The organism is Rufibacter radiotolerans (genome assembly GCF_001078055.1).
Classification (GTDB): domain Bacteria; phylum Bacteroidota; class Bacteroidia; order Cytophagales; family Hymenobacteraceae; genus Nibribacter; species Nibribacter radiotolerans.
This window is the reverse complement of record NZ_CP010777.1, coordinates 1,366,942-1,393,196: the sequence shown is the minus strand read 5'-3', so window position 1 is coordinate 1,393,196 and position 26,255 is coordinate 1,366,942. Positions and strand designations below refer to the sequence as shown.

24 protein-coding genes and 1 other RNA gene are annotated in these 26,255 nt (G+C 51.4%); 14 read left to right on the top strand and 11 right to left on the bottom strand.

Going from position 1 to position 26,255, the window contains the following annotated elements; translation table 11 throughout:
- Positions 1-38: 38 nt before the first annotated feature.
- The 4 genes from TH63_RS05795 to TH63_RS05780 all read left to right on the top strand — a co-directional run bounded on the left by TH63_RS05795 (position 39) and on the right by TH63_RS05780 (position 3,966).
- A complete protein-coding gene (locus tag TH63_RS05795; protein ID WP_048920120.1) occupies positions 39-467 on the top strand; it encodes a response regulator in 429 nt (142 codons plus the stop codon).
- A gap of 13 nt (positions 468-480) precedes the next feature.
- On the top strand, positions 481-2,820 hold the full coding sequence (locus TH63_RS05790) for a response regulator (protein ID WP_156180417.1): 2,340 nt from the start codon (positions 481-483) through the stop codon (positions 2,818-2,820).
- A gap of 70 nt (positions 2,821-2,890) precedes the next feature.
- Complete coding sequence (locus TH63_RS05785) at positions 2,891-3,412, top strand: DinB family protein (RefSeq protein ID WP_048920118.1); 522 nt, start codon at positions 2,891-2,893, stop codon at positions 3,410-3,412.
- Between the two features lie 68 nt (positions 3,413-3,480).
- Positions 3,481-3,966, top strand: coding sequence for a nucleoside deaminase (locus TH63_RS05780; protein ID WP_231583552.1), 486 nt, complete (start codon positions 3,481-3,483; stop codon positions 3,964-3,966).
- Positions 3,967-4,138: 172 nt separating this feature from the next.
- On the opposite strand, the gene ffh is transcribed toward TH63_RS05780, so the two are convergent.
- On the bottom strand, positions 4,139-5,476 hold the full coding sequence (gene ffh, locus TH63_RS05775; protein WP_048920117.1) for a signal recognition particle protein: 1,338 nt from the start codon (positions 5,474-5,476) through the stop codon (positions 4,139-4,141).
- 213 nt (positions 5,477-5,689) lie between these two features.
- On the opposite strand from ffh, the gene TH63_RS05770 reads away from it, so the two are divergent.
- From TH63_RS05770 to TH63_RS05760, 3 genes are all read left to right on the top strand, one after another.
- Positions 5,690-7,009 carry a glycosyltransferase family 4 protein gene (locus tag TH63_RS05770; RefSeq protein ID WP_231583551.1) on the top strand — a complete coding sequence of 440 codons (1,320 nt, stop codon included), beginning with the start codon at positions 5,690-5,692 and terminating at the stop codon, positions 7,007-7,009.
- A gap of 82 nt (positions 7,010-7,091) precedes the next feature.
- A complete protein-coding gene (locus TH63_RS05765; RefSeq protein WP_156180415.1) occupies positions 7,092-8,417 on the top strand; it encodes a polysaccharide deacetylase family protein in 1,326 nt (441 codons plus the stop codon).
- 119 nt (positions 8,418-8,536) lie between these two features.
- Complete coding sequence (locus tag TH63_RS05760; protein ID WP_048920115.1) at positions 8,537-10,036, top strand: lipopolysaccharide biosynthesis protein; 1,500 nt, start codon at positions 8,537-8,539, stop codon at positions 10,034-10,036.
- A 30-nt stretch (positions 10,037-10,066) separates the two neighbouring features.
- On the opposite strand, the gene TH63_RS05755 is transcribed toward TH63_RS05760, so the two are convergent.
- The 4 genes from TH63_RS05755 to TH63_RS05740 form a co-directional block, all read right to left on the bottom strand.
- A complete protein-coding gene (locus TH63_RS05755; RefSeq protein WP_048920114.1) occupies positions 10,067-11,128 on the bottom strand; it encodes a glycosyltransferase family 4 protein in 1,062 nt (353 codons plus the stop codon).
- Between the two features lie 21 nt (positions 11,129-11,149).
- On the bottom strand, positions 11,150-11,836 hold the full coding sequence (locus TH63_RS05750; RefSeq protein WP_053093741.1) for a class I SAM-dependent methyltransferase: 687 nt from the start codon (positions 11,834-11,836) through the stop codon (positions 11,150-11,152).
- 96 nt (positions 11,837-11,932) lie between these two features.
- Positions 11,933-12,955 carry a Gfo/Idh/MocA family protein gene (locus tag TH63_RS05745; protein WP_048920113.1) on the bottom strand — a complete coding sequence of 341 codons (1,023 nt, stop codon included), beginning with the start codon at positions 12,953-12,955 and terminating at the stop codon, positions 11,933-11,935.
- Positions 12,956-13,027: 72 nt separating this feature from the next.
- Positions 13,028-14,158 (bottom strand): DegT/DnrJ/EryC1/StrS family aminotransferase, encoded by a 1,131-nt coding sequence (locus tag TH63_RS05740; RefSeq protein WP_048920112.1) that lies wholly within the window; start codon positions 14,156-14,158, stop codon positions 13,028-13,030.
- A gap of 246 nt (positions 14,159-14,404) precedes the next feature.
- Between TH63_RS05740 and TH63_RS05735 the strand changes: the two genes are divergently transcribed.
- Positions 14,405-15,262 (top strand): DUF6565 domain-containing protein, encoded by an 858-nt coding sequence (locus TH63_RS05735; RefSeq protein ID WP_048920111.1) that lies wholly within the window; start codon positions 14,405-14,407, stop codon positions 15,260-15,262.
- Between the two features lie 97 nt (positions 15,263-15,359).
- Here TH63_RS05735 and TH63_RS05730 read toward each other — a convergent pair whose 3' ends face one another.
- The 6 genes from TH63_RS05730 to TH63_RS05710 form a co-directional block, all read right to left on the bottom strand.
- The gene (locus TH63_RS05730) at positions 15,360-16,247 is read right to left on the bottom strand and encodes a glycosyltransferase family 2 protein (protein ID WP_048920110.1); all 888 of its coding nucleotides are present in this window, start codon (positions 16,245-16,247) and stop codon (positions 15,360-15,362) included.
- The gene (locus TH63_RS05725) at positions 16,237-16,947 is read right to left on the bottom strand and encodes a cell division ATP-binding protein FtsE (protein WP_048920109.1); all 711 of its coding nucleotides are present in this window, start codon (positions 16,945-16,947) and stop codon (positions 16,237-16,239) included. The genes TH63_RS05730 and TH63_RS05725 overlap by 11 nt, the downstream gene beginning before the upstream one ends.
- Positions 16,948-17,033: 86 nt before the next feature.
- The gene (locus tag TH63_RS05720) at positions 17,034-17,237 is read right to left on the bottom strand and encodes a hypothetical protein (RefSeq protein WP_048920108.1); all 204 of its coding nucleotides are present in this window, start codon (positions 17,235-17,237) and stop codon (positions 17,034-17,036) included.
- A gap of 85 nt (positions 17,238-17,322) precedes the next feature.
- On the bottom strand, positions 17,323-17,982 hold the full coding sequence (fsa, locus tag TH63_RS05715) for a fructose-6-phosphate aldolase (protein WP_048920107.1): 660 nt from the start codon (positions 17,980-17,982) through the stop codon (positions 17,323-17,325).
- A 334-nt stretch (positions 17,983-18,316) separates the two neighbouring features.
- Positions 18,317-18,416, bottom strand: an RNA gene (ffs, locus tag TH63_RS19935) — signal recognition particle sRNA small type.
- Between the two features lie 180 nt (positions 18,417-18,596).
- Positions 18,597-19,244: a hypothetical protein gene (locus TH63_RS05710; RefSeq protein WP_156180409.1), complete on the bottom strand. Its 648-nt coding sequence runs from the start codon at positions 19,242-19,244 to the stop codon at positions 18,597-18,599.
- Between the two features lie 214 nt (positions 19,245-19,458).
- On the opposite strand from TH63_RS05710, the gene guaA reads away from it, so the two are divergent.
- The 6 genes from guaA (at position 19,459) to TH63_RS05680 (ending at position 26,245) form a co-directional block, all read left to right on the top strand.
- Entirely contained in the window at positions 19,459-20,988 is a 1,530-nt protein-coding gene (gene guaA / locus TH63_RS05705; protein WP_048920105.1) for a glutamine-hydrolyzing GMP synthase, read from the top strand.
- Between the two features lie 26 nt (positions 20,989-21,014).
- The gene (locus tag TH63_RS05700) at positions 21,015-22,703 is read left to right on the top strand and encodes an ABC transporter substrate-binding protein (protein ID WP_048920104.1); all 1,689 of its coding nucleotides are present in this window, start codon (positions 21,015-21,017) and stop codon (positions 22,701-22,703) included.
- Between the two features lie 106 nt (positions 22,704-22,809).
- Entirely contained in the window at positions 22,810-24,108 is a 1,299-nt protein-coding gene (gene hemL, locus TH63_RS05695) for a glutamate-1-semialdehyde 2,1-aminomutase (protein ID WP_048920103.1), read from the top strand.
- 171 nt (positions 24,109-24,279) lie between these two features.
- Positions 24,280-24,978, top strand: coding sequence for an SDR family NAD(P)-dependent oxidoreductase (locus TH63_RS05690; protein ID WP_048920102.1), 699 nt, complete (start codon positions 24,280-24,282; stop codon positions 24,976-24,978).
- 159 nt (positions 24,979-25,137) lie between these two features.
- The gene (locus TH63_RS05685; protein ID WP_048920101.1) at positions 25,138-25,539 is read left to right on the top strand and encodes an acyl-CoA thioesterase; all 402 of its coding nucleotides are present in this window, start codon (positions 25,138-25,140) and stop codon (positions 25,537-25,539) included.
- A gap of 37 nt (positions 25,540-25,576) precedes the next feature.
- The gene (locus tag TH63_RS05680) at positions 25,577-26,245 is read left to right on the top strand and encodes a formylglycine-generating enzyme family protein (protein ID WP_082161568.1); all 669 of its coding nucleotides are present in this window, start codon (positions 25,577-25,579) and stop codon (positions 26,243-26,245) included.
- Positions 26,246-26,255 lie beyond the last annotated feature (10 nt).

Sequence of the window (26,255 nt, the reverse complement as noted above, 5' to 3'; positions counted from 1 at the left end):
TTTCGATTTACCCGTAACCCAATTTCACTCAGAGCAACTTGAAAAACAAGGAAGCCCATATCTTATTGGTGGAAGATGACCCGCTGGTGGTGACTAACCTGCTGCATGCCTTTGAGGTGTTGGGGATTGAGAACCCCGTGCACGTGGCTGCCACCGGAAAAGAGGCCCTTAACATGGTGCAAGGCAAAGGAAAGGCCGCACTCTCCCCCACCCCAAAAATTATCTTGCTGGACCTTGGCCTTCCAGAGATGTGCGGGCTCCGTTTTCTAGAGGAACTCAGAAAAGATGAAAAGTTGCGCCCCTGCTGCGTGTTTGTGATTACGGGTCCGGGTACAGACCAAGAAATTTTAAAGGCCTATGATTTCAATGTGGCAGGCTTCATTTTAAAACCGGTAAACAATAAATCGCTTCAGGAGATGGTAGCTACGCTGCAGTCTTACTGGGATCTGATTGAACTACCAAATTAAGCCCCTCCCCCCTATGGAGCCAGCCGTAAAACTGCTTATTGTAGATGACGATGAGGTAGACCGCATGATTATTAAGCGGTCCTTGCGCACAGCCCAGGTAGCCGCTGAAATCTACACCGCCACCCTGGGCTCCGAAGCCTTGGAAGCCTTGGGGCAAACCACCTTTGACTTCATTTTCATTGACTTCATGCTCCCAGACATGAACGGGCTGGAGCTGCTTCAGAAAATAAGGGAGAACGGCATCACTACCCCGGTGCAGGTGGTGACCTCCCAGGGCGATGAGCGTATTGCCGTGGAGGCGATGAAAACAGGCGCCTCAGATTACTTGCCTAAAACCCTGCTCACCCCGGAAGGTATCTCCCAGAGCATCAGGAGCGCTATTAGGCTGCATAAAATTGAGCAGGAGCGGCTCCATACCCAGGACCAACTTATCAGGACCCAGAAACAGCTGGACACAGTAATCAACGGTGCTCCCATTATTCTGTGGGCTGTTGACAAGGAAGGTTTTTTTACCATGGCCAGAGGCAAAGGCCTGGCCTTGATTGACCGCCAGGAACAGCAGGCCGTGGGCACCTCTTTGTTTGAGGCCTACAGTGAGTTCCCTCCTATTCTTACCTGCGCCCGCCGCACCCTGCAGGGCCATCAGTCTACCTGCACCGTCAACATCAGGGGTACCTGGTTTGACTGCCTTTTTCTTCCCCAGCTAAACGCGAACAAGGAAGTGACAGGCATGATTGGCGTGAGCTATGACATTACGCCACGCATTGAGATTGAGGAAGAACTGAAGAAGGCCAAAGACGAGGCCCTGACCATGGCCCAGATCAAGGAGCAGTTCCTGGCCAACATGAGCCATGAGATCAGGACTCCCATGAACGGGATTGTGGGCCTTACCGAGGTTCTGGCCAAAACTCCTTTGACTACTACCCAGAAAGATTACCTGCAAGGCATCCAGACCTCGGCCAACAGCCTAATGGTGATCATAAATGACCTTCTGGACTTTTCAAAAATTGAAGCTGGCAAGATCACGTTTGAAGTCATTCCGTTTGAGTTAAAGCCCCTCCTGAAACAGCTGCTCACTATTCTGGAGATACAGGCCAAAGACCATAAGAACACCATTAAACTCTTATTTGACGAGGAAATCCCGCCATTTCTGGGGGGTGACCCCTTCCGGCTGAGCCAGATTCTGAACAATCTGCTGGGCAATGCCATCAAATTCACCGAGAATGGGATCATCAGGCTCCACGTGGAGGTAATAGCCCAGCAGGAGGACTTGCTCCAGATAGAGTTCACGGTGCAGGACACGGGCATTGGCATCCCGAAAGACAAACTGGATACCATTTTTGAGAAATTCACGCAGGGCAGCAGCGACACCACCCGGCGGTTTGGCGGAACGGGCCTGGGGCTTTCCATTGCCAAGGAACTGATTGAGGTACAGGGCGGCCATATTACCGTGGCCAGCGAAATTGGGAAAGGCAGTACGTTCCGGTTTGTGCTTCCTTTCAGAAAAACGGCCCATAAACCCGAATCCCACCTTGGTAGTCACCCGCACCAATTACAGACCCACCTGAAGCATGCCCGCGTGCTGCTGGCGGAAGACAACAAGGTAAACCAGATGCTGGTGAACCAGGTCTTACAAGAACAACATATACAGGTAACCCACGCAGAAAATGGCCTACAGGTACTGGAACTGCTCCGCCAGAACCCGTATGACCTCATCTTGATGGACATGCAGATGCCGGTGATGGATGGCTATGAAACCATGCAGTACATCAGGGTGCAGATGCCGGCGCAAAGCAAGATTCCTATCATCGCGCTTACCGCCCATGCCTCGCCGGGTCAGGTAAAGAAATGCCTGTCGGCGGGCGCCGATGCCTATGTATCTAAGCCATTTAAAGCGGAGGAGTTGCTGCGGAAAATCTCGGCCTTGTTGGGTGCCAAAAAACCGGAGAATCAGCCAAGTCCTTTGGTTCATGCCCAGGAAGAGGAGCTGCAGGTAGACCTTTCCTACTTACAGGATTTCGCCAATGGCAACCGTGATTTCATGATGGATATTCTTACGCTCTTCATGAACCAGACCCCCGGCCTCATTCAGGAGCTTGCCCGCGCCATTGGCCTTTCCAACTGGGCAGAAACCAGAACCATCGCGCATAAAATAAAGCCCTCACTCTCTTTGGTAGGTATTAAACAGCTGGAAGAGCTAAATGCCACCATTGAACAGTCTGCACTTAACCAAACCAACCTGGAGCAACTGCCAGCCTTAGTGCAAAAGATGACCACACTGTTCCACCAGTCGGTTATTGCCCTGAAAGAAGAGGTGAATACACTTAAGAAGAAGAAAGCCACCAAGGGGTAAAATGGGCACTCCTTTCGGCGCTTTTTGGAGAAATAGGCATACCTTACTACTCCTAAACTAAGAAAAGGCCATGCATCCTTCACTGGAACCCTATTACCATCAATTAGAGCAGCAGCGGCAGGAATTCAGTGCCTGGGTGGCAAATTCCCCAACTGACAAACAGGAGCAATCTCTTGGTCCGGGTCAATGGTCGGCGGCGCAGGTCCTGTACCATCTGGCACAGGTAGACCAGCTGGTGGTAGGCTCTCTGGCCAAACGGATAGCCAGTGAAAAACCACTTCGGGCCTATGGCTGGGGCACCCGTTTCCGGGGTTTCCTTTTGAACCTATTTTTAAAGCTCCCCATCAAGTTCAAGGCACCCGCTGCGGTACAGGAAGTGCCAGACCAGGTAGTGGTGCCGCAGGTGATACAGCAATGGCAAGAGACCAGGGAACAGCTGCACCGTTTTCTCACAGCCTACCAGCCAGAATACCTTGACAAAGAAGTATTTTTTCACCCCCGATCCGGAATGATCACCCTACCCCAGACGCTTCGGTTTATGGTGGAGCACACAGAACACCACCGCCGGCAAATGCGCCGGCTTCTTTCTTAATGGTTGGTTCTTATCTTTGCAGCCCTTTTTCCTTAATAAACCCACGTATTCAAACTTAATCTGTTCCCATGGCTGACTCTACCTCCTCCAAAGAAACCTTCATGCGCGAAGCCATCCGGCTTTCTATAGAAAGAATGAAAGAGGGCAAAGGCGGCCCTTTTGGTGCTGTCATTGTGAAAGACGGCCAGATCATTGCCCGCGGCTTCAATAACGTTACCTCCAGCAATGACCCCACGGCACACGCCGAAGTGGATGCCATCCGGAAAGCCTGCCAAGCCTTGGGCACCTTCCAGCTGACCGGTTGCGAGCTCTACACCAGCTGCGAGCCCTGCCCCATGTGCCTGGGCGCCATCTACTGGGCCCGCCCCGACCGCGTCTACTATGGCAACACCAAAGCAGATGCCGCTGCAATCGGCTTTGATGACGCCTTCATCTACGAGGAACTGGAACTGCCCCTCCACGCCCGCTCCCTGCCCATGGAACAACTCCTGCACGAGGAAGCCTTAGAAGGTTTCAAAGAATGGGAAAAGCATGAAGGCAGAACTGAATACTAATTGTTGATTGCTGATTGTTAATTGCTGAGCTGAATCCCGAAGGCATCAAAACCACAGATGATTATCTTTCGTTTTGCGCTGTTTTTCTGAAAATAGCCTGAAAACAGAAATGCCCGAACCAAGTTTGGTTCGGGCATTTCTGTTAAAACAATCAGCAATAAACAATCAACAATTACCTGCGTCCCATCATGCTGCCCAGTTTGGCCAGACCGCCTTTGGTGCCCGCCATCTTGTTCATGCTCTTCATCATCTTGCGCATGTCATTGAACTGCTTCATCAGGTTATTCACCTGCTGAATAGTGGTGCCCGAGCCCTTGGCGATACGGTTACGGCGGCTGCCGCTGATCATATCCGGGTTCTGGCGCTCTTCCTTGGTCATGGATTTGATGATGGCCTCAATAGGGGCAAACGCGCTTTCGTCAATGTCCACGTCTTTCAGCATCTTGCTAACGCCGGGTATCATGCCTACCAGGTCCTTGATATCCCCCATCCTCTTGATCTGCTCCAGCTGAGACAGGAAGTCGTCAAAGTTGAATTGGTTCTTGCGGATGTTCTTGTTAATACGCTTGGCTTCGTCCTCGTCAAAGGTCTGCTGGGCACGCTCTACCAACGAGATCACGTCACCCATACCCAAGATACGCTGGGCCATCCGGTCTGGATAGAACAGGTCAAGGGCCTCCATTTTCTCACCGGTAGAGATAAACTTGATAGGTTTCTCAACCACGGCTCTGATGGAAAGGGCCGCGCCACCTCTTGAGTCACCATCCAGCTTGGTCAACACCACGCCATCAAAGTTGATGCGCTCGTTAAAGGTCTTGGCGGTGTTCACGGCATCCTGGCCTGTCATGGAGTCAACCACAAACAAGGTCTCTGTCGGCTTGATGGCCTCCTTGATGTCGTAGATTTCCTTCATCATCGCCTCATCCACGGCCAGACGACCGGCGGTGTCAATGATGACTACTTTCTTGCCGCTTTTCTTGGCGTGCTCCACGGCGTTGCGGGCAATTGAAACGGGGTCCTTAGACTCGCGCTCCGCGAAGAACTCCACGCCCACCTGCTCGGCCAGCACGCTCAGCTGGTCAATAGCCGCCGGACGGTACACGTCGCAGGCTGCTACCAGAACGCCTTTGCCTTGTTTTTTAAGGTAGTTGGCTAGTTTACCCGTGAAGGTAGTCTTACCAGATCCCTGCAGACCGGCAATCAGGATAATGGCCGGAGAACCGGTGATGTTGATGTCTTTTTTCTCACCACCCATCAACTCGGTGAGCTCTTCGTGTACAATCTTCACCATCAGTTGGCCCGGTGACACGGCAATCAGCACGTCGCGGCCCATGGCCTCGTCCTTGATTTTATCGGTCACGGTCTTAGCCACCTTGTAGTTCACGTCGGCGTCTACTAAGGCACGGCGAACTTCTTTAATGGTTTGGGCAACGTTGATTTCGGTGATGCTGCCCTGGCCCTTCAGGGTTTTGAAGGCGCGGTCCAGCTTGGTACTTAAATTCTCAAACATGTGTGGTATATGACTGAGTGAATGTTTTTTCTAAGACTAACAAAGACAAAAATACGCAGAAATTGCGGAAGTTCAGCATCTTTTAGCCAGACCTGCGTATATTCGGCGGTAACTATACTGTTGTTTCCGCCGGTGTGTTTCAGGCCTGTTTTCCTGAAAACACCTCAAAAACAGTTTCTGTTCGTTTCATCTTCACAAGAAAGAAGTACGCCTTTGAAAGCTCCTGAAGTACCTACGCCCCAACACGCTCTGCTTATCACTTATTACTGGCCGCCTTCGGGTGGGGCCGGCGTACAGCGCTGCCTCAAGTTTGTGAAGCACCTGCCCGAGTTTGGGGTGCAGCCCACCGTGCTTACCGTAGATGATAAGCAGGCCTCCTACCCTATCCTTGATACCTCCCTGCTAGCTGAGGTTCCTAAGGAGGTGAACGTCATCAGGACCTCCACCCGTGAGCCCTTTGAGTTTTACAAGAAACTGACCGGTAAGCAGGATATTCCGTTCGGTGGCTTTGCTAACACCGGCCAGGAGAGCTGGAAACAGAAGCTGTTCAAATTCCTGAGGGGCAATCTTTTCATCCCAGACCCGCGGATAGGCTGGAACCGGTTTGCGTTGGCCGCTGCCAAGAAAGCCATTCAGCAACAACCCGTAAAAGCGATTATTACCTCCAGCCCGCCCCACTCCACGCAGCTCATCGGGCTGAAGCTCAAAAAGCAACTGGGTGTGAAATGGATTGCCGACATGCGCGACCCCTGGACTGACATCTATTATTACCAAGACCTGAACCACACCGCCCTGGCCCAAAAGCTGGATGCCAAATACGAGCGCGAGGTTCTGGAAAATGCAGATGCCGTGCTGGTGGTGAGCGATGACATGAAGCGCCTGTTCCTGCAAAAGTCCCCGGACCTGAAGCCAGATAAAATACACGTGATCCCCAACGGGTATGACGAGGCCGATTTCGTGCACCCGTCGCAGCCGTCTTCTGAGGAGTTTGTGATCACGTACACCGGCACGCTTACCGAGGCCTATAACGTGGAGGCGTTTTTCCAGGCACTCTGCGCAACCATGACCCGCAACCCCCTCATGCGCTACAAGTTGCGGTTTGTGGGCAAGGTGTCCGCGGAAATTAGAAAACAGATTGAGGAAGCAGGTTTGCCGCTGGTCACTGAATACATTGACTACGTGCCCCATGATGAATCCATTAAGTACCTCATGTCCAGCACGGTGCTGTTCATGGCGATACCGGATGTGGCCAATAACTTCGGGATTCTGACCGGAAAACTATTTGAGTACCTGGCGGCCAACAAGCCCATTATCTGCATTGGGCCCATCCACGGCGACGTGGACAAAATCCTGGATGAGTGCGGCGCCGGACGGGTTTTCCATTATTCTGGTTACGAGTTGATCTTGGATTATTTGATGCAGATGAGTAAAACCTGGACCATAAATCCTAACCTGGACCTGCCTATCATCAACTACACCCAATACTCGCGTAGATCGCTTACAGAGCAACTTTCCAAGCTGGTTCTGTCATAAAACCAAAGGCGTTTCGGAGCTGTTTTTCAAAAAACAGCCCCGAAACGTATATAATAATCCGGAAGAGTTTCGTTTTCAACCCGTGAATAGCATTTTTGATTACGTCCTTTTTCATTTCCACAAACTGTACCATTTGCCCTCTGCCCTGGAGGTAAGCTACGGACTAGATGGAAAAAGCCGGGTACAGATTACCCCCACCCAAAGCACCTTTTTTGAAAGACAGCAGCCGCACCCCGTGCAGGTGGTCTGGAAAGAATGGCACGGCCATAAGCTTCCCCTTTTCTTTGACGAGGCCACGGAACAGCCGTGGTTTACTCAGGACGATGACGGGAACATCATTCTCCAGTATGACTTGGTGGCCTCAGCTTTTTACCTTCTAAGCGGCTGGCAAGAATATTACGGCAAGGACCGCGACCCACTGGGCCGGTTCCCGTACCGGGCCTCGCAGCAGTCAAGGCACCGGATGTTGACCAAACCATTGGTGAACTACTATTTTGAGGTGCTGCGCGAAGCGGTGGCAAAGGCCTATGGGCAACCACTAGCGCCAAGGCTCTGGGACGGAAAACCCTTTGCCACCTGCCTCACCCATGACATTGACTTCTGCCAAAGCGCCTGGAAAGTAGCTGGCAAACCGGCCCTGCAAAAAGGCAACCTCAAGTTGTTCCTGCAATTGGCACTGCAGAAGTTTACGGGAAAAGACGCCTGGTTTAACCTGCCGGAGGTGGAAAAGGAACTGAAAAAACTCAACGCCCTGGGCACTTTCTATTTTCTTCCGGAAACCGCCCCTTATGAAGGCCACCCAAACGCCGATTATGACGTTGCTTCCCCTGCCCTACAAAAGGAAATCAGTCGGTTGGCTGCGGCCGGGCATGAGATAGGGTTGCACGGTAGCCACGGAAGCGGCCTTAAGGCGCGCCAACTTAGAACCGAAAAAGAGAAACTGCCCGCCTCCGTGGCAGGAAACCGGTTCCACTACCTGCGCTTTGACCCCGTAAAATCCCCTGCCCTATTGGAGGAACTGGGGTTTGCCTATGACAGCAGCCTGGGCTTTCCTGAGCGCTTTGGGTTTAGAAACAGCTATTGTCATCCGTTCAGGCTGTTCAATTTCAAGGAACGGCAAATGACCAGCGTCTGGGAACTGCCCTTGAATTTGATGGACGTCACCCTCAACCACCCCAATTACCTGCAGCTTTCCCCCGCAGAGGTGTTGCCAGCCCTCATGCCCATGCTGGAGGAGATTGTGAAGTTCCATGGGGTTTTCACGCTGCTCTGGCACAATGAAAATTTCAGCTCCTACGGCATGGAAGCTGGCCTGCAGCTCTTCCGGGAAATCACCGAATATGTGCAGGAGAAAGACACCTCTTTCTTTACCGCTGCCCAGGCCGTAGACCAGGTGCAAAAGATTTAGCGGTTCTCCTTTAGCAACATAGCGGAAGCCACCGGAGAAGCTGCTATTTTTGTCTTTCGGGCGAAGGCTGTTTTAGACCTGATTTCTGGAAAACAGCCCCAAAACGCCCCGCGCACTCCATGGATGTCATCCGCAAGCAGGGTCTTCTGAATACCATCATTTCGTACGCCGGAATGGTGATTGGCTATGTAAACCTGGTGCTCCTGTTTCCGGTGCTCATCACAGACCCTAACGAGCTGGGTCTGACCCGTTTTCTGGTCGCCGTGGCAGCAATCTATTCGCAGTTTGCGGCCCTGGGTTTCACCAACATCAGCGCCCGTTATTTCCCCTATTTCCGAAACCGCGACAAAGAGCACAACGGCTTCCTTTTCCTGATGCTCATTATTCCGCTGGCGGGCTTTGCAGTAGTGACCCTGCTTTTTGTGCTCCTGCAGCCGGCGGTGGTAGACTATTTCGGAAAGAACTCGCCCCTGGCGGTGGAATACTATTACTACATCATCCCGCTCAGTTTCTTCACGCTGCTATTCATGCTCCTGGACGCCTACCTGCGGTCTCTCTACAAGACGGTGGTACAGTCTTTCCTGAAGGATTTTCTGGAGCGGGTACTCATGCTGGTGTCGGTGGTTTGCTACGCCTGGGGCTGGGTGGATTTCAAGTGGTTTCTGGTCCTCTTCATCGGGGCCAACTCGGCTATTTCGTTCATCAGTATTGTGTACCTGCTGTGGTTGCGGCAATTCTTTGTGACGCCTAACCGAAACATGTTCCAGGTGGTGCCCATGAAGGAGGTGGTGCAGTATGGCCTGTATTCTTTCCTGGGGAATGTGTCTTCGTCGGTGATCAGTTTTATAGACCAGGCCATGATTGCGCATTACCTGGGCCTGGACGGCGTGGCTTATTACACCACCGGCTACTTTATCACCTCGGCCATTATGGTGCCCTCCAGGGGCTTGAACAAGATTGCCTCGCCGCAGGTTGCGGATTATTTCAAGGCCGGTAATTTTAAGGCTTTGGGCCGGTTGTACAAGAACATGACCCGCGTGAACATGGTGGTGGGCTTTCTGCTGTTTCTGGGCATCTGGTGCAACGTGGACAATATATTCGCGCTCATGCCCAAAGACTTCAGCCAGGGCCGCTATGTGATTTTGTTCATGGGGCTATCCCGGCTCTTTGACTTGGCCACAGGGATCAATGGCATGATTCTGCTCACCTCCCACAAATACCGCTACGACCTTTACTTCAACTTATTAATGATGGCTCTGGTGGCCTATACCAATTACCTGCTCATCCCGGATTACGGCATCAGCGGCGCGGCCTTCGCCTCTATGGTGGTCTTCATCATTTACAACTTTTTCCGGGTGGTGCTGGTGGCCAGGTTCTTCAAGATGCAGCCCTTCGGCTGGGACTCCCTACAGATAGTGGTGATTTCTATAGTAGCCTTTGGCGCCTCTTGGTTACTGCCCCAATTGCCGCACCTGCTGCTGGATATTGCGGTAAGGTCGGTATTGATTACTGCAGTTTATGGGGGCTTGTTGGTGGCGTTCAAAGTGTCGCCGGAGGTGAATAACGGCATCAGGAAAACCCTGGTGCGGTTTGGCCTGCCTGATGTAAAATGGCTGTAGGAAGATTACTAGCATCCTGAACCTTAAGATCTACAGCTTCTTTAAAAGCTGCAACAACTCCCGCTCCCGCCTTTCTTCCGGGTATTGCTGGGCTATTAAATTACGTGCCTGTGCGCCAAGCTTTTCCATGTCTGCGACCATGGCTTCCTGCAGCACATTTTCCAATAAACTTACGTCCCGCTTCTCCAAAACAAAACCGCTTCCGTTAATTAAATCGGGCATGGCCCCTACGTTGCTTACCACGGGCACGCAGCCACATAGCATGCTTTCACTTAAGGCATTCGGGAACCCCTCAGACATTGACAGTTGCAGGTAAAACGCATGGGCGCTGTAGACGGCTTTCAAATCAGCCAAGAGCATCTTGGGCAACAACTTCACATTAGATGGCTGCCCTGGAAAAGCGAACCCGGCGGGAGCTCCAACAATGGTAAACGTGGCTTCCGGCAATTTTTTAGCCACTTCCATAATCAGGTCCACGCCTTTCAATCGCTGGGTAAACCGCATGTCAAGGCCGGCACAAACTGTCAGGAAGGAGTTAGGTAGGCGGGCAATAGTTGTATCTGGTTGCCAGAAATGGGCATCATAGCCATTGTAGATGACCGTGTGCGGCGTCTTCAGGCCAGGGCAATGATAGTGGAACCCTTGGTGCGGGAAATCATTGGGCTGATAGGAATAGTCCTGCCACACCAGCTTCTCATGCACCGGGGCAATATGGGCCGCCAATTTATACGACCAGCGGGTAAACTTCCCTAAAATAGGCTTCGCGAAGCAGCCGTAGCCAATGCTGGGAAACGCCACGCAATCGGTACCGCCAGCCACGATCAGACAGGGTTTTGAGGCTATTTTCCCGAAAAGAGCCGGAAAGAAGGAATGGTAGCCCGAGAACATGCAGACCAGTTTTTCGGCTTGCCAAATGTGGCGCAACAGAAACCAGAATTGCCCTAGCCAGACTAGCGGCGTCTGCCATTTTTTGGCGGGCATAAAACCCTGGTGTCGCACCTTATATTCCCGCTCCATAAGCCGCAGGTCCTTCACTACGAAGGACGACTGCGCCGGGTAAAAATACAGGAGAACGGGTTTGCGGGCAGGCATAGTAGAAGTAAATCTATCGGCTTACAGCCACTTAGAGGAAAGATCCTGCAGTTTGAGGTCTACCCTAGATTTGGGTTGCACGTTTTTAGGCACAATCCGCTGCTTGAGCAGAATCCACTGGTAATCCTCTACCTGCGAGAAAAGCGAATAGCTTTCCAGTTTATGCAGGTACAGGCCAGCGGCATAGGTGTTGCGCAGCAGCTCATCGGTGTGGATGGGCTGGTCAATCACCTGCAGTAATTCAGGCTGGTTCTCCCGTACCCAGGTCAGATAAAGCGGGTGCGGGATGTTGATAGCAATGACCGAATTCTCATGAAGATGCTGCGCCAGTACCTGAAAAAGGTGCGGGTGCTGCTCCAGCGGAATGTGCTCAATCACGTCAGGCAACACCACAAAGTCGAACTTCTCGGGACGCCGGAAATCCGTCATGTCAGAGACCAGGAACTCCAGGTGATTAAACTGCAGATTGAACTTGCGAGCCATCTCAATGCTCTTCGGGCTGATGTCAACGGCCAGAACTTTGCCCTGCGGCGTAGCTTTGGCAATAAGGTGCGTAACAGTTCCTATGCCGCAACCAATTTCCAGCACCTTTGAATTGGCTTTCAAACCGGCATCCTTCAGGTTCTTGAGAATGGTCCGGTGCCGGATATGAATGCCTTTCTGGAACTGCTGTTCGGTATATTCGTCGTAAAAGTCTGAAACGGCCATATTTGGTAATTAATAATTAGAAATTTAGAATTGGTGGTTTGTTTGGCATATCAAGAAAATGCCCGGTGGATTTTCCCTTTTCTGCCAATACTAATCCTAATTCTTAACGGGTTTCAAAGCGTAAATGCGTTCAATAATCTCCACCACTTTCAGGCCTTCCAGGGCATTGGTAGTAGCGAAGGTCTTGCCTTTGAGGGTGTCAATCACGTTCTCAAAGATGTGGTGGTGGTTTGCGGCGCTGCCTTTGTAGTGGCCGTAGTCATTGGCGGGGTTGCTGGGTGGTAACTGGGGCATTATGTAATCCTGCACGTGGCAATATTCCACCTCGTTCATATACTGTCCGCCTACCTTTATGCTGCCTTTCTCGCCTATGATGGTGATGCTGCTTTCCAGGTTGGTGTCCCAGACGGCGGTGGAGTAATTGAGCGTTCCGGCCCCACCGTTCATAAATTCAAACTGTACTAACCCACTGTCTTCAAAATCCGTCAGGTTCTGGTGGTTAAAATCCATAAACCGGCCGGTAATGTTCTTGATATCGCCGAACAGCCAGTACATGATATCAATAAAATGGCTGAACTGGGTGAACAGCGTACCTCCGTCTAATTGCTGGTTTCCTTTCCAGGTGCCGGGTTTATAGTAGCGCTCGTCGCGGTTCCAATAGCAATTGATCTGGACCAGATGAATAGCGCCCAGCCGATTCTCCATCACCATTTCTTTCAACCATAAGGACGGCGGACTGTAGCGGTTCTGCATCACGCAGAACACCAGTTTGGAGGTCTGAAGTGATTTGTAGATAATGCGTTCGCAGTCGGCTTTTGTCAGGGCCATGGGCTTTTCACACACCACGTGGCAACCAGCCTCCAGCGCCAGCATGGCTTGCTCGGCATGGAACCCGTTGGGAGTGCATACGCAGATCACATCAGCCTTCGGGCCGTTGGCCAGGTACTCTTCCATACTGGAAAAGAACGGCACGCCGTAAATATCCACCTCATCGCGCCGAGTGGGGTCCGTGTCTACCATGGCTACCAATTCTCCCTCTGGGTGGCGTTGGGCCATGGTAGCGTGGCGCTTGCCAATGTGGCCCGCCCCTATCACTGCAAATTTTATCTTTTCTGACATGTACTGTCTTTTGTTCGTTTTAAGCCTGTTTTTTAGAAAACGCCCCTGAAACAGGAATCTAAGGATACTGCGTTAGGCTTTGAAAAACCTGATGACCGCCTCAGCAATCAAAGTTTGCTGTTCTTCAGTGAGTTCAGTGTGCATGGGCAGGGAAATCACCCGCTCGCACAGGCTTTCAGATACCGGGAAATCACCGGTCTTGTAGCCCAGATAAGCATAGGCCTCATGCAGGTGCAGTGGCACCGGGTAATACACCATGCTCGGGATTCCTTTTTCCTGCAGGTAGGTTTTCAAGGCATCTCGTTGGTCTGCCGGAACCTGCAGGGTGTATTGATGAAACACATGGCTGCTGTACGGGGCCAGGGCCGGGATCTTGATCTGATCTACCTCGGCAAAATGGGCATCATAGAACGCTGCGGCCTTTTGCCGGCGCAGAATGAAATCGTCCAGATGCTGCAGCTTCACGTTGAGCAGGGCTGCCTGTAGGGTGTCTAGTCTGGAGTTCACGCCTATGCGCGAGTAGTGGTATTTCTTCTGCTGCCCATGGTTGGCAATCTGCCGGATGATGCTGGCTAGTTCTTCTTCCTGGGTGAAGATGGCGCCGCCATCGCCCATGCAGCCCAGGTTCTTAGAAGGGAAAAATGAAGTGGTGCCTACGTGCCCGATGGTTCCGGCAAAGGTAGTGCCGCCCTCAGCGTCTACGTATTGGGCGCCAATGGCCTGGGCGTTGTCTTCAATTACAAACAGTTCCTGCGCCAGGGCCAGGTCCATGATTTCTTCCATGGGCGCGCATTGCCCAAAGAGATGCACTGGCATGATGGCTACCGTTTTCTCCGTCACGGCCAGCCGGGCCTTGGCCGGGTCCAGGCACATGGTGTCTGGTAACACATCTACAAACACCGGCTTCAGGCCCAGCAACGCAATCACTTCGGCGGTAGCCACGTAGTTGAAGGCCGGCACCAGTACTTCGCCGCCGGCGGGCAAATCCAGGGCCATGAGCGCAATCTGCAGGGCATCTGTGCCGTTACCGCACGGGATGACATGCGCTGCCTGCAGGTACTGGCCCAGGTTCTCTGAGAAGGTCTTCACCTCAGGCCCGTTAATAAAGGCGGTGCTGTCCACCACGGCTTGCATGGCGGCGTCAATGGCGGATTTCAGGCGCTGGTATTGACCTTTCAGGTCTACCATCTGGAACTGGTTCATGGGCACAAATGAAAAGACAAATATAGGCAGTTGAATTGGTATCCTGATGCGGCAGGACCTGGTAATTGATGAATGCTTCCGGCTTAATTCCCATCCTAGCCTTTCCCGGAAAAGGTCAATAATACCCGGCTTAAAAAGCCAGGTTACATTTGAATTGCAACATTATAAGTATGCCCCCGTTCAAGTAACCTGTAAAGTGCGTATTACTTTTTATAGTACGTAATAATTTAACCCAATCCCTAAACTATGAAAATGCCTAATTTATTCCAGAAAAGCACCTTATTGGCTGCCGCTACAGTTTCTCTGGCCTTTACGCAGGTCGCCTGTAACAAAACAGAGAAAACCGACACCACTACCTCTACCACCACCACGACCACCACGACCAAAGACCAGGCCTACGATGACTACAAGAACTATGTCACCACCCTGGAGTCTGACGTGGAGCGTGGCTGGGATACCACCATTACTGATGCGGACCAACGCATGACGCAGTGGAAAAACGACTATGAGACCAGACGTTCGGCCGTGGCCCAGTATGAAGGGGACTTTGATGAGAACCGCCGTCGGGAGTATGATTCCCTGCAAACCAGATACTCTACTGCCTGGGCTGCCCGTGAGCAGCAATACAATACCTGGCGCCAGACGCACCAGGGAGCCGGTTCTGTCTCTAAAGTAGACATGTCGGTTTATAATGAAAGCAAAATCCCATCTTATACCGCTACCAACATCAGAACGGCTTATGAGGATTTTGTAAAGCACGTAGAGGCAAACAAAGCTAACTTCAGCAATGATGACTGGAAAATTGTAGACAAATACTGGAGTCAGCTGGATGACCGTAAAAACGCCATACAGAGCCAATTAAGCGACAAAGACAAGTGGGAAATTGCCAAGGCAAAAACCAAATATACCACCATGAAAGCCGGCAACAAAACCGGTAACACCGCCAGCAACGTTGGGTCTGACGTGAAAGAAGTTGGAAAAGACGTCTCTAACAGCAAAGTAGGCGAAGCCACCAAAGACGCCGGAAAAGCCGTGGGTAACACTGCTAAAAAAGCCGGTCAGAAAGTAGGCGAAGTCTTTAAAGACGATAAAAAAGACAATTAGTAGCAATCCCCCAATTGTAAGAGCGCAAAGAGCCCTGTCAGATGACGGGGCTTTTTTGTTTTAGGTCTGATTTGCGGAAAACGGGCTTAAAACAGGTTTACTTCCGCAGGTAGCGGTCCAGCAACAGTAGCCGGTACAAATCAAAGAGGTATAGGCTGGGGTTTCTAGAAACCAAATTACGCTTGATCATGGGCAATAGCCAGCTACTGTTCTCTTTCAGAAATACGTCTGCTTTCCACTTTTTCAAGGAATGGTAAAGCTTGTATAGCCTACTCTCCTGCCCCAAATTCATTTGCTGATTTAACCGCGCTAGGTTGAGAATGGCCTCATTGGTTTTAAGCAGGAATAATTGAGCAGGCTCCAGCCCCAGGTGCCACACGGGGTTGTCAATGTGCATAACGGGAATTTTATTTTCCTGTAACCGGTGGGCAAACAAAGTGTCTTCATGTCCATAGCCCCGTACTTCCTTCCTCGGGAAATAGGTAAGAAACAGGGACCGGTCCACTAAAAAATTGCTGGAAAAAATGCGCTGGTAAGGGGTTTTCTGCCGTTGCACAGCGGGGGCTTCTTCGCGGGCTTTCCCGTATTTCCAGCGCAGTTCTGTGCCGGCCAGGACCTTCTTTTGGTAGGCCACTCCGCCTACGGTTACCTGCCCGTTAAACTGCTGCAGGTATCGGCTCAGAAAGTCCGGGTACCGGGGCAGCACATCGTTGTCCAGGAAGAGAAGTTGGTTGTATTTGGCCTCCTGGGCCATAAGATACCTGATCTGGGAACGGCCCAGGTTCTCGGGCAGTTCGCGGTAAATGACGCCTGGTCGTTGGCCGAGTGATTGGTTTTTCGCCAAGGTTTCCGGGGAAGAGCCATCGTCATACACCCTAATCTCAAAGGAAATAGCTAACTGGGAAGCCTGGGAAAGCAGGTTATCTACTAACGCAGAAACGTTTTGGTTATAAACGGGAATGAGAATGGAAATCTCAGAAACCATCTACCAGCGTGAATTCTTCGCGGGCGGAATCCAGCACACGGCCTCTGTCACATTTGAGAATGCGCCGAGGGTAGCGTTTTAGGATGTGGTGGTTGTGCGTGGCCATGAGCACGGCCGTCCCGCTGTTGTTGATCTCTTGGAACAGGTCCATGATGCCGTGGGTCACATCGGGGTCCAGGTTACCGGTAGGCTCATCGGCAAACAAGATCACCGGTTCATTGAGCAGGGCCCGGGCAATGACCACACGCTGCTGCTCGCCGCCAGATAACTGGTGGGGCATCTTGTTGGCCACGGCGTCTAAGCCCACACGCATGAGCACCTCTGAGATACGGTTCTTGATCTTTGATTTATCGCTCCAGCCGGTGGCTTTTAAGACAAACTTGAGGTTGTCTGCCACGGTGCGGTCATTGAGCAACTGAAAGTCCTGGAATACAATGCCAATCTTGCGGCGCAGGAACGGCACCTGTTTCCAGGTAAGGGTATGGATATTGAACCCAGCTACCTGCGCGGTGCCCACTTTCAGGGGAAGGTCGGCGTACAGAGTTTTGAGCAAAGAGCTTTTCCCGCTGCCGGTTCGGCCCACCAGGTACACAAATTCCCCTTTCTCTATGGTAAAGCTCACGTCACTTAAAATGGTGTTCACATCCTGGAAGATGGAAACGTTGTGCAGCAAGACCACTGGGTTAGAAGAGAATTCCATAGCAATTTGTAAAAGACACAGGTATCAAGACACAAGTATTAGGACTATCCTAAAAAGTTAATCAAGAGGCTTTACCACGACAAAGCTTAAATATCAAGCTTCTGCAATTTCCCGAACTCCAGGCCCTCAATCACGCTGGCCAAGGCATCCTCTTTTCCCTCCAGGCCATAACGGTCTATGTTCTTGAGCGGACGGTCTGCCCGGAAATAGGCAATCAGCACGAAATTCTCATCGCGCAGCTGAATGTAATCCGGAATCTTGGCTTTGCCTTTGACTTTGATAATGTACACCGATATATAATTAGGAATAAAGAATTAAGAATTAGGAATGATGATGACCGCTCCTAACTCTTAATTCTTAATTATTAATTCTTAATTAAAGGCTGTTTGCTTTCTTATGGTCAGCCAGGAATTTGGCCAGGCCGCTATCCGTTAAGGGGTGGTTCAACAGGGCAGTGATCACATTCAATGGGCAGGTCACCACATCGGCACCAATCTCAGCGCACTGCAACAGGTGCATTACGTGACGAACAGAGGCAGCCAAGATCTCAGTTGGGTACCCGTAGTTGTCATAGATCTGTCTGATCTGCTCAATCAGGGCAATACCGTCTGTAGCGATGTCATCTAAACGGCCCACAAACGGAGACACGTAGGTAGCACCGGCTTTGGCGGCCAATAAAGCCTGACCTGCGGTGAACACCAGCGTACAGTTGGTTTTAATGCCTTTGTCTGTGAAATATTTAATGGCTTTTACGCCGTCTTTGGTCATAGGTACCTTTACCACAATATTAGGGTGTAGCTGAGCCAGCTCCTCCCCTTCTTTCACCATGGTCTCAAAATCGGTGGCAATTACTTCGGCGCTAATGTCGCCATCTACAATCTCGCAGATGTCTTTGTAATGCTTCATGACATTGTCATAGCCAACAATGCCTTCCTTGGCCATAAGAGAAGGGTTAGTGGTTACACCGTCCAACACGCCTAGGTCATACGCCTCGCGGATTTCGTTTAGATTTGCGGTATCAATGAAAAATTTCATAGCAGAATAGCTGAAATAGTTAGGAAACACAAATCTAGCCCAATCTCCCTTAAAACCGAACCGGCAACCGAAGTATTTTGAACAGGATCTGGAAAAATTGCGCTCGCAAGCTCCTGGCCCCTATCTGACTATTTCCGGCATAGTCGATGGCGTAACTTAAAAAAGCGGAAGTGGGATTTGCTGGGTTGAGAAAAGCGATACCAAAAGGGTTAGAAACCCATTCCCCGCATAAGACAAAATGCGTTTTGGGCCTGTTTTCAGGAAAACGGCTCTAAAACAGAAAAGTGGGTTTAAATAGGGTTCGGAAGGAAATCCGTTGAGGTAGGGGCAAAAAAAAAGTGGCAAATCGAGTATCGCGCCGCTCAACCACCTACCCTTGCTCCCTTCCGGGCCTGGGGGAGTTCAGCAGGAGCTGGCCGTACCGATTTGCCGTTGCAAAGATACGAAGCCTTTCTTTCAGGGCAAGCTGTTTTAAGCTTATTTTTCTCAAAACACGCAAAAAACAGCTGTGGGCCTGAGGCTAAGAAAGTTAGCTATACCAGGCTTCCCAAAGGGATTAAACGAAAAAGAGGGGAATCTCCCCTCTCTTGTGTTACTCTTCCATTCCTTTCTCCTTACTTCCGCTTCACGTTCTCAAAGGAAACCGAAAGGGTACGGGAAGACCCGCTGGCCCTTAAAATGTTACCATCGCGGTTAGGGAACGCGTAATCTGGCACGTAAAAGTCCACCCCAAACTTAAGTTTAGAAAAAGCCCCACCGATTACTTTGGTGGCTGGGTTATAATCCAGTGATACCGTGCCGTCCAAGACCTTCACGCAGCCTGGTGAAAGCGCGGCCGTTCCGTCTTTAAAGTTTTGCCCCTGCTGCACACAAACCAGCGCCTCGCCTTTTAATGACAAGGTAAGCGGCAGATTCTGCACCGCCCTGTTCTTTAAGGTGATAGTAATCCAAGGCTGCTCCTTTTCAGTAGAGACCTCTTTGAAATAAAGAATCAGGTCATTGTTTTCCTGCAGGAAGAAAGTCTCCACCTTGTTCTGGGAGGTAACCTGATAGGTTTTGCCCTGGTACTTTTGGTACGCCTCGGGGTTAGAGCTTTGGTAATAGGCATCAACTTTTATGCTATCTACCATGGAGAATTCAGTGGTGGTGGGTCCGGCTACAGGCGTAGGCTCCGAAGGGTCGCTTTCACAGGAGGCCATAAACCAGGGCATAGCCAAAGCCAGGGTTAAGTTACGCAATGTCAGGAGTAGAGCTTTTTTCATCAGTTTAAATTTTGCGGGACGTAATTTCAGTTGTAAGCTGAGTTACAAATAATGTGCCTCTTTTAGCGGTAGGCGGACAAATTGAATATTAAATTAAATAAATATTTAGAAATAGGTTATGTTCTAGACCGTAAGCAAGCCCTTCACCCCTACGCCGGTAATTAGTTCTTCATATTTCACTTTCAACTTTTAACTAGCCCGTGTACCTTTGCACATGCCAGAAAAGATACTCATCCTTGACTTTGGGTCTCAGTACACCCAGCTGATTGCCCGTCGCGTTCGCGAGCTCAACGTTTACTGTGAAATTCATCCGTACAACAAGATTCCTGAATTCACGCCAGACCTGAAAGGGGTGATCCTCTCTGGCAGCCCCTGCTCTGTACGGGAAAAGAACTACCCTAACCCAGACATCAGCGCGTTTTTAGGGCATCTGCCGGTATTGGGCGTGTGCTACGGCGCGCAGCTCATGGCCCAGGAAGGCGGGGGCGAGGTAATTGCTTCCACCATCAGGGAGTACGGCCGGGCCAAACTCAGCCACGTAGACCAGCACAACCGCCTACTTAAGGAAATCTCTCTGGACTCCCAGGTCTGGATGAGCCACGGCGACACCATCAAGCAGATACCGGACAATTACGAGATCATCGCCAGTACAGACTCTGTGCAGGTGGCGGCCTATAAGATCAAAGGCCAGGAAACCTACGGCATCCAGTTCCACCCAGAGGTAACCCACAGCACCGAAGGCAAGACCCTGCTCCGCAATTTTGTGGTACATATCTGCGGCTGCTCCCAGGACTGGACCCCAGACCAATTCATTGAAAGCACCGTTGAAGAGCTGCGCACCCAGATTGGCACTGACAAAGTGATCCTGGGCCTTTCGGGCGGCGTGGATTCCTCGGTGGCGGCCATGCTCATCCACCAGGCCATTGGTAAGAACCTCTACTGCATTTTTGTAGACAACGGCCTGCTGCGCAAGAACGAGTTTGAAGACGTGCTTCACTCCTATAAAGATATGGGTCTGAACGTAAAAGGTGTAGACGCCAAAGACTTGTTCTACACTGCCCTTTCCGGCCTTTCTGACCCCGAAGCCAAACGCAAAGCCATTGGCAAGGTGTTCATTGATGTTTTTGACCAGGAGTCACATAAGGTAGAAGACGCCAAATGGCTGGGCCAGGGCACCATTTATCCAGACGTGATTGAGTCGGTGTCGGTGAAAGGCCCTTCGGCTACCATCAAGTCGCACCACAACGTGGGCGGTCTGCCAGATTTCATGAAACTGAAGGTGGTGGAGCCGCTCAAGACCTTGTTTAAGGACGAGGTACGGTTGGTAGGCAAAACGCTGGGCATCTCAGACAACATCATCGGACGTCACCCGTTCCCCGGACCTGGTCTGGCCATCAGAATCCTGGGCGATATTACCCCGGAAAAAGTAGCTATCTTACAGGAAGTAGACCACATCTTCATCTCTTCGCTGAAAAAAACGGGGCTATATGACCAGGTTTGGCAGGCCGGCGCCATGTTGCTGCCTATCCAAAGCGTGGGGGTGATGGGTGATGAGCGTACCTATGAGCGGGTGGTAGCCTTGCGGGCCGTAACCAGTATTGACGGCATGACCGCCGACTGGTGCCATTTGCCGTATGAGTTCCTGGCAGACGTCTCAAACGAGATCATTAACAAAGTGCGTGGGGTTAACCGCGTAGTCTATGACATTAGCTCAAAGCCACCCGCTACCATTGAGTGGGAATAGATATTTGGGCTAGCTTATAAAGAAGAATGAAAAAACGAATAGTACTTGCGGTTGCGGGTCTGGCCCTGTGCTGGAATGTGCAGGCCCAGACCAATGCAGAACTGAATACCCGTCTGCAGAACGGACGCCTTCTGGTAGACCAGCAGAAGTATGAGTTAGCTATGGCCGAGCTCCTTCCTATCACCAGCTCCGGTTCGGGAAAAGCCTATGCCCCAGACGCGGCCTTCCTGTATAGCGTGGCCGCCGCCCGCCAGAAAAAATGGACCGAGGCAGACCGCATGCTTACCCAACTCACCGCTGACCATGCCAAATGGGGTGGGCTGGAAGACGCGCAATTTCTGCACGGTCAAGTGCTGTTTGAGAAAAAAGAATACCTGCGGGCCTTAAACGCCCTCACCCCTATCCAGAGCAAAGACCTGCAAGATGAGGTGGCAGCCATGAAGCGCCATTACATGATGCAGCTCACGGATAAAACCACGTTCCAGTACCTTCTGCGCCAACTCCCCGAGGATGCGACCCTGGGCAAGGCGTACGCCGATAAATTAGTGGCCGGTTGGTTCACAGAGCAGGACCGTCCGCAATTGGAAGCCTTGGTGCGTCAATTTAACCTGGACAGAAGCTACCTGCAACGGTCTGCCTCCCTTAAGAAGCCAGAGTATAACATTGCCGTTCTGTTACCCTTCAACGTGGCAGACCAGGGCGTGCGCATAGACAAGAAGAACCTTTTCATCACAGATTTCTATGCGGGCCTTCTCTCTGCCCAGGACTCCCTCCAGAAGCAGGGCGTACGGGTGAACCTGTACCCGTATGACACCAAGAATGACTCGGCTATAGTGCGGCAAATAATGCAGCAGCCAGAATTGGGCAGCATGGACCTGCTCATTGGACCTGTCTATAAAAACAACAGCGCCCTGGCCGCCAGAATAGCGCAGCAGCGGAACTTGAACATGGTGAACCCCTTCTCAGATGACGCGGACATCGCCAAGGGCAACCCGTACCTGTACCTGATGGAGACCAGCGTGGCTACCCAGGGGCAAAGGGCGGCCGCGTTCGCCTACCAGACGTTCCCTAAGAAAACGGCCGTTATCATTTTTGACAGCCAGAAAGATGACACCACGTTTGCCGGTAACTTCCGGCGGACCTATATGGCCCTGGGCGGCAAGGTGACGGTCTTCCAGAAAATCAACTCCAAGACCAGCGGCAGCGTTGGTGGGGTTTTAGGACCGGTAAACCTGAAAGAGACGGGTGTGGTGGTGGTCAGGTCCGCAGCCCAGAACATTGCCTCCAGTACGGTGAGCTTTCTGGAGCAGCGCGCCTCAAAGGTGCCGGTGATGGTGCCCTACACCTGGCTTGAAAACCAACAAATCGGCTTTTCGCAGCTAGATTTCCTGGAGGTGTACTTTATGGCCCCCAAGTTTGTAGACACCGAGAATCCAAATGTGCAGGCATTCAAGCGGGCCTATACCACCCGTTATAAGCTGCCTCCTTCCACCTTCACTTACGCCGGGTTTGAGTTGATGCAGTATTTCGGGCGCCAGTTACAGGAGAAAGGCTATTCGGCCCCGCCTAAACTCAGTGGTATTCAGCCCGGCACTTTCTACCAGGGCATTGGCTTCATGAACAATTCCAGCACCAAACAGCTGCAGGATAACCAGTACCTGCCAATTCTTAAATTGGATAACGGCCGCCTATTGGTCGTGAACCCTGTATTTTAATTATTGAGAGAATGAATGATTGATAGATTGAGAGAATATTTATCTCTCTTCCCTCATTCACTTATTCTCTCAATCATTCAATCTCTCCATCACTCCATCCAAAAACATGTCACTAAACCATACCACCAGTCAGGAGCTTTTCAAACGCGCGCAGCATCTTATCCCGGGTGGGGTCAACTCGCCGGTACGGGCGTTCCGGGCAGTAGGCGGTCAGCCCCTGTTCCTGAAAGCCGCTAAAGGCGCTTTTCTTTATGACGAAGATGATAACCAGTACCTGGATCTGATCAACTCCTGGGGCCCTATGATCCTGGGCCACGCCCATGAGGTCATTGAAAAGGCGGTGCGCGAGGCATTGCCTGGTTCCTTGTCCTTCGGGGCCCCTACCCGCCGCGAGGTGGAGATGGCCGAACTGATCATTTCCATGGTGCCCAGCATTGAGAAAGTGAGAATGGTGAACTCCGGTACCGAGGCCACCATGTCGGCCATTAGGGTGGCGCGTGGTTTTACCGGCCGTGACAAGATGATCAAGTTTGAAGGCTGCTATCACGGCCACGGCGACTCTTTCCTGATTGCCGCCGGCAGCGGCGCCATTACCCTGGGTGTTCCAGACAGCCCGGGCGTGACCAAAGGAGTGGCCAATGACACCCTTACCGCTCCCTACAATGACCTGGCCGCCGTACAGACGTTGATAGACGCCAACCCTGCCCAGATTGCGGCCATCATTCTGGAACCGGTGGTAGGGAACATGGGCCTGGTCCCTCCTGCCCCGGGTTTTCTGGAGGGCTTGCGTGACCTGTGTACCAAGGAAGGAATAGTGCTCATTTTTGACGAAGTGATGACGGGCTTCCGGCTAGCCAAAGGTGGTGCCCAGGAACTGTACGGGGTCACCCCAGACATGACTACCCTGGGTAAGATCATTGGCGGCGGCATGCCCGTAGGCGCCTACGGCGGACGAAAAGACATTATGGATGCCGTGGCTCCTGCCGGGCCTGTATACCAGGCAGGCACCCTTTCGGGCAACCCTATCGCCATGTCGGCGGGAATAGCAGCCTTGTCTTACCTCAATGACAACCCTCAGGTGTACACCCGCCTTCAGCAGGTGTCAGACAGGATGGTGGATGGCATGAAAAACAACCTGCTTCAATTGGGCCTCAACTATACCATAAACCAGGTGGGGTCTATGTACAGCCTGTTTTTCACAGAGCAGGAAATCACTGATTTCGCGTCGGCCAAAACCTCAGACCTGCAGTTATTCGGCAAGTATTTCCATGAGATGCTGCAACGCGGCATCTATTTGGCGCCTTCCCAGTTTGAGACCCTTTTCGTTTCTGCCGCTATTACCGAAGAACTAGCTGACACCTATCTGGCGGCCAACCTGGAAGCCCTGCAGGCTATTCACGCCTAACCTTCACTAGCTAATTGGCAGGCAGAAAGCGGCCTCTGAGGATTTTCTCTGAGGCCGCTTTCTGCTTGAACGCCTTTTTACAATTCAAGGCACCTACCTGCTTCGCTCCCTTTATTAAAACAAGTGCTTCTTTGGCGTGTTATCTGTCTTTACATATATACATTCAGGCACATGAAAAATATCTTGGTTATAGGCGGGTCATCGGGTATAGGGAAAGAATTGGTGCATTTACTGGCCCGGCAGGGGCATCAGGTGTATGCCACCTACTTTCAGCATCCTCCGGAGGAGGAAATACCAAGAGTCCATTATTTCCCGTTAGATGTGCTGGCAGAGACGGTAGATCTGTCTTTTCTGCCCAATATGATAGATGGTTTGGCTTATTGCCCCGGAAGTATCAATTTACTTCCCTTTGCCCGCATTAAGCCCCTTGATTTCACCAGAGATTTTGAGTTGCAGGTGGTAGGTGCCGTAAAGGTTTTGCAAGCCACGTTGCCACAACTGAAAGCCTCCCAAAAGGCCTCGGTGGTTTTCTTTTCCACTGTAGCCGTTCAGACCGGGTTTACCTTTCATGCGCAGGTGTCGGCCTCTAAAGGGGCACTGGAAGGCCTCACCCGTTCCCTGGCTGCTGAACTTGCCCCTTTAATAAGGGTCAATGCCGTTGCCCCTTCCATCACAGATACTCCGCTGGCAGCCAAATTCCTCAATACCCAGGAAAAACAAGCAGCCAATGCCCAGAAACACCCCCTGAAAAGAATTGGCACCCCTTCTGACATTGCCGAAGCGGCTATCTTCTTGCTCTCAGAGAAATCCTCCTGGATGACGGGCCAGATTCTGCACGTGGACGGAGGCATTTCCAGCATCAAGAATTAACGGATAGTCTTTTGGACAGAAAAATAAGCCAAGGAGGAGGAGGAAATGAAAAGCGGAAGGAAGTTCCCTGATTTACTTTGTAGGTACCTCTCTGTTTTGGGGCTTTTTTCCGTAAAAGGGGCTTAAAACAGGTGTTCAAATTCCTTAATACCAGCCACAATGCCTTCCCTCCCCTCAGATAAGTTCAGTATTGAGATAAAAGTACATGAGGCAGATATTGATGCCCTGGGCCACGTGAACAATGTAGTGTACCTGCGGTGGGTGCAGGAGGTATCAGCGGCGCATTGGGCGGCGGCTGCCCCTCCGGAATTACAGGAGAAATACCTGTGGGTGGTGCTTCGGCATGAGATTGATTTCCATAAAACCGCCTTCCGAAACGATATCATAAAGGGCTCTACCTGGGTGGGAGAACATCATGGAGCCAAGTTTGAGCGCTTCGTGACGCTGCAGAGGGCCGGCAGTGAGGAACTGTTGGCCTCCGCCAAAACCACCTGGTGCTTGCTGGATGCTAAAACTATGCGCCCCAAAAGGATTGAGGACGATGTGTTAAAGTTGTTGTAGGGCAAAACCAATTACTCCACCGCTGGTACATTAGAATATGATAATCGGGTTACTACAGGTATTATTTGTTTTCGTGGCGGCATCTGCCCCTCCGGCCGGCACCATTAAGGTGAAAGACTATTACGTTGACAAGACAGAGATACTGAACGTGCACTGGGACGAATACGTGCGGCTGAAAGGTAAAGACCTAACCCCAGATGAGGTCACTCTGCTATTGCCCTATACCCCCAACCAGGTCTATTCCTTGCCAGAGAACAGGTTCAAGCCCGTGGTGCTCATTACTTATGAACAGGCCTTGGAATACTGCCAATGGCGGTCTGAAGTGGTGAGCAAACGCTACAACCGGAAAATCACCTACCGGCTTCCAACTCCGCAGGAATGGCAGGAAATAGCCCAGGAACTCCTCATCTCAGAGGCAAGCCAGGCCCAAAAAGACCTCAAAGACACCCAGAAAATGATGGCAAAAAGAGATGGCGCCTATACCTTGCTAACTACTGAAAACCCCAAAGAAAAGCTCTACCACCTAATGGATAACGTCTCTGAAATGACCTCAAAAAAAGGGGTAGCCATGGGGTTGAACAACTATGATCTGTATAAACTGAATGGCGATGCCGCTTCAGAAGCCCTCCTGAAGACCAGCACGTACAGTGAGCCTCACCCCTACATGGGCTTTAGGTGTGTGGCCGTAGTGGGTAAGGGCTTTTAGCTGTCCCTTT